A 4,626-nucleotide genomic window follows, 5' to 3' on the forward strand; every position below is an offset into this window, starting at 1 on the left:
AGGGGGGGTAGCTGCCGTACTTGGCGGGGCTGCCGTACCACGGGTAGTAGAAGAGGTGGACATTCGCCGACGTGGCCTCTAAGGACGCCTGCTTCTCCAGCGTGAAGGTGTCGATGTCGAACAGGGAGCCCGCCCCGCCGGTGAAGGTGAGGAAGACCGGTCCGGTCGGAGTGCCGGTCAGCGGCGTGGAGACGGTACGGAAATTCTCCCAGCCGCCGGTGTTCGGTACGGCCACCGAGCCGAGCAGTGGTCCGGTCGCCGATCCGGAGCGGACCTGGAGCGTGCCGCCCGAACCGCCCGAGGAGACCTTCGCGCTGAAGCCGGTGGTCCCGGTGAGCGAGGCCTGGGAGTAGCCGGCCCAGTCGCCGTTCTCGATGTAACCGAGCGTCCTGCCACCGCTGGCCGACGCGTGGTCGGCGGGCTGGACACCCGCCGAGGAGGTGTACGACTCGCCCTCGAAGGTCGAGGGCGTGGGGCCGGGACCGCTGCCGCCCAGCTCCTTGATCCGGATATTGCGGAAGGACACATCGTCGCCGGTGCCGTGGTTCTGGATGCCGATGTATCCCTGCTGCAAGGACCGTACCGGGTCGGTGTTGGTGAAGTCATTGATCTTCACACCGTTGAGGAAGACCTGGAGCCGCTCTCCCTCCACCCGGATCTCATAGGTGTTCCAGGCGCCCGGCGGATTGAGCGCACCGTCGCGCGCGGCGATATCGGCCGACTTGAAGCCGTAGATCGAGCCGGTGGTCTTGTCGGCCGTGTCGGTGGCGTCGATCTGGATCTCGTACCCCTGGTTCACCGCCGAGTTGGGATCGGTGGAGGCCGGGAAGCCCACGAACACACCGGAGTTGTCATCCCCGGGCATCTGCCAGTCCAGCTTCAGGGAGTACGAGCCGTACTGCTTGGCCTGGTACCAGTACAGGCCCATGCCGCCCGTGGAGGTGAGGGTGGCGTTGGTGTTGGTGAAGCTACCCGGGCCCGCCTGTGCCCAGCCGGTGGTCGAGCCGTTGTAGATCGGCGTGTAGCCCGTCTCCGCACGGCAGTCGGCCTTGGCGAAGCCGGCCGCGTAGCGGATTCCGCCGAGCAGCAGATTGCGGAAGGCCGGGTCGGCGTAGGACTCGGCGGTGTGGCCGAGTCCGGTGTAGAAGGACCGGCCGTTGCCCTGCGGATGGCACCAGGTGATCGGGTGGTCACCGCTCATCTCGCCACCGCTGTAGCTGGATTCGTCCAGGCTCTGGAGCACCCGGACATTGCCTCGCGGATTGGCGCGGTAGTTGTACCACTCGTCGCTGCGCGACCAGGTCTGGCCGAGATGCGCGGTGGCCGCGTGGGCCCGGTCCTCGTTCTTCAGCGTGGCCTGCTGGATCGCCGGGTGGCTCTTGAACCAGGCGCCGACGATCTGTTCGTACTGCGGCCAGCCGTACTCGGTGTCGGCCGCGGCGTGCACTCCGACATAGCCGCCGCCACCGTCGAGGTAGGACTGGAGCGCCGACTGCTGGGTGTCGTTGAGGACATCGCCGGTGGTGCTGAGGAACACCACCGTCTTGAACTGGGCCAGATTGGCCGTGGTGAAGGCCGTGCTGTCCTCGGTGGCCGTGACGGTGAAGTTGTTGGCCGCGCCGAGGTCACGAATGGCCTGCGTACCGGCCGGGATGGAGTCGTGGCGGAAGCCCGCCGTCTTGGAGAAGACGAGCACCTTGTAGGCCGGATCGGCCGCCTGCGCGGTCACGGCCGGTGTCAGGAACGCCCCCACGAGTGCGAGGGCGACGACAAAGGCCGAGGCAGCGGCCGACGGAAGCCGGCTCAGCTGACGGAGCATCACTGTCCCTTTCCCGTACGTCACTTGGTGAGGGTGAGGGTGTCGATGTCGAACAGGGAGCCGGCGCCGCCGGTGAAGGTCAGGAACAGCGCTCCCGAACTGGCCGTGCCGGTCAGGGCGGTGGTGACCGTGGTGAAGGTCTCCCAGCCACCGGTCACCGGTACGGCCACGGAACCGAGCACCGCTCCGGTGGCTGATCCGGAGCGGATCGTGATGGTGCCGCCGGCCCCGGCCGAGGAGACCTTCGCGCTGAAGGACTTGGCCCCGGCGGTGGGTACGGAGGCGTAGCCCGCCCAGTCACCATTCTCTATGTAGCCGAGCGTCTTGCCACCGCTGGCCGCGGCGTGGTCGGCGGCCTGGACGCCCAGGGACGAGGAGAACGACTCGCCCTCCACGGTCTGGCTCGACGGCGTGCTGCCGGTGGCGAAGGTGAAGGCGTCGAGGTCGAACAGGTTGCCCTGGCCCGTCGGTCCCTTGAAGACGAGGAAGAGCTCCGTGGAGCCCGTCGGGGCGTTGGCCAGATTGGCGGAGACATCGGTGAAGGTCTCCCAGCCGCCTGTCACCGGTACGGTCACCGTACCGAGCAGGGTGCCGGTGGCCGAGCCGGCCCGTACCTCGATGGTGCCGCCGGTGCCGCCGGACGAGACGCGGGCGGTGATGCGGTTGGCGTTGCCCAGGGCGTAGGGCTTGAAGGAGATCCAGTCGCCGTTGTCGGTGAAGCCGACCGTGTTGCCGCCCTCGGCGGTGCCGTGCGCGGCCACCTGGATGCCGGACTGCGCGGAGAAGTGCTCGGCCTGCCGGTGGCGGGGCTGGAGGACACGGGCGCTGTGCGTGGTCAGCCCGGCGCCGTCGGTGTACTCGGCGTCGAAGACACCGTAGATATTGGCGGCACTGTCGTGCTCACCGTCGGTCGGCACAGCGATCGTACCGGTGCAGCCGTTCTTCGAGGTGATCGCGTGACGGTGCTCGTCATGGCCGAGGAGATAGGTCACCTTGACCTTGGCACAGTCGATGGCGCCGTCCTCGGGGTCGCTGACGGTGACCGAGAAGGGCACGGTGTCACCGAAGGAGAACAGTTCACCGTCCTTGGGACCGGTGAGATTGACGGTGGGCGCCGTGTTGCCCGCCGTCACCACCAGACTCGCCGTGCCGGTGAGGCCCTCCGGGTCCCGGACGGTCAGCGTCGGACGGAAGGTGCCCGCGGTGGTGTAGGTGTGGGACGGGTTGGCGGCGGTGGAGGTGGTGCCGTCGCCGAAGTTCCAGGAGTACGTCAGGGCCTTGCCCTCGGGGTCGGAGCTGCCCGCCGAGGAGAACGCGACGGTGAGCGGGACCGCTCCCGAGGTCTTGTCGGCCGCCGCGGCGGCGATCGGGTTGCGGTTGCTGCCGCCGATGTACTCGATCCGGTACAGGGCCTGGTTGTTGGCGCCGGTGCCGTAGTCGAGCACATACAGCGCGCCGTCCGGGCCAAAGGCCTGGTCCATGACCTGGGTGCCCGTCCACGGGAAGCTCTCGATGACACCGGGGGTGCCGTCGGCCTTCACCTCGATGGGCTTGATCCACTTCCGGCCGTACTCAGCGGCGAAGAAGTAACCGTTGAGCGACTGCGGGAACTTCACATTGGAGTTCAGGTTCGGGTCGTAGCGGTAGACCGGTCCGCCCATGGGCGACTCGGAGCCGCCGCCGAACTCGGGCGGGGAGCCGGCGTCGCCGCCGTACTTGATCCAGCTCGGCTTGGCCGGAGGCAGAGTGGCCTGACCGGTGTTGCGGAAGGAGTTGTTGGTCGGGCCGCCCGCGCAGTTGTACTTCGCTCCGGAGGGACCGTTCGGGAAGGTGTACTCACCGTAGGTCTCGGCGGCGGTGTTCGTGCCGGTGCAGTACGGCCAGCCGTAGTTCCCCGGCGCGGTGATGCGGTTGAACTCGACCTGGCCGCTGGGTCCGCGCCCGCCGCCGTCGGTGCCTCCGGCGTCGGGGCCGTAGTCGCCGAGGTAGACGATGCCGGTGGCCTTGTCGACGGACATCCGGAACGGGTTGCGGAAGCCCATCGCGTAGATCTCGGGCCGGGTGTTGGCCGTACCGGGAGCGAAGAGGTTGCCGGCCGGGACGGTGTAGCCGCCGGCGGCCGTCGGCTTGATCCTGAGGACCTTGCCGCGCAGGTCGTTGGTGTTGCCCGAGGAGCGCTGGGCGTCGAACTGCGGGTTACGGTCGGTCCGTTCGTCGATCGGCGCGTAGCCGGCCGACTCGAACGGGTTGGTGTCGTCACCGGTGGTCAGATACAGGTTCCCGGCGGCGTCGAAGTCGATGTCACCACCCACGTGGCAGCACTGCCCGCGGTCGTTGGGCACTTCGAGGACGACCTTCTCGCTCGCCATGTCGAGCGTGCCGTCCGTCTTCAGCGTGAACCGCGAGAGGTTGAGGTGGCCCTTCCACGGCTCGAAGGAGGCGGCGTTGCCGGTGACCGGGGCGTCGCCGCCCGGAGTGGTCAGCTTGGGCGAGTAGTACAGGTAGAGATAGCGGTTCGAGGCGAAGCCCGGGTCGGCCGCTATGCCCTGGAGGCCTTCCTCGTCATGCGTGTAGACGTCCAGCTTGCCGGCCGTCTTCGTATTGCCCGCGGCGTCCGTGTACCGGACCGAGCCATCGCGGGCCGTGTGGACGACCGCGCGGTCCGGCAGGACCGCGAGGGACATTGCCTCGCCCAACTCGGCACCACCAAGGGCGAGTTGTACCTGCTGGTAGTCGCCGGGCGGAATGACGGCGGGCGCTGCGGGCGCTGCGACGGCCGCCGGGGAGCCGGCCGCGGGCACCGCGAC

At 68.5% G+C, this 4,626-nt stretch carries 2 protein-coding genes; both read right to left on the reverse strand.

Annotation, left to right across the window (positions count from 1 at the left end):
* The coding region (locus GA0115259_RS07080; RefSeq protein WP_107469144.1) for a ThuA domain-containing protein at nucleotides 1-1,819 on the reverse strand (1,819 nt) is incomplete at its 3' end.
* A gap of 20 nt (nucleotides 1,820-1,839) precedes the next feature.
* A complete protein-coding gene (locus tag GA0115259_RS07085; RefSeq protein ID WP_093592463.1) occupies nucleotides 1,840-4,620 on the reverse strand; it encodes a carbohydrate-binding protein in 2,781 nt (926 codons plus the stop codon).
* Between the last annotated feature and the right edge of the window lie 6 nt (nucleotides 4,621-4,626).

The organism is Streptomyces sp. MnatMP-M17 (genome assembly GCF_900091995.1).
GTDB lineage: Bacteria > Actinomycetota > Actinomycetes > Streptomycetales > Streptomycetaceae > Streptomyces.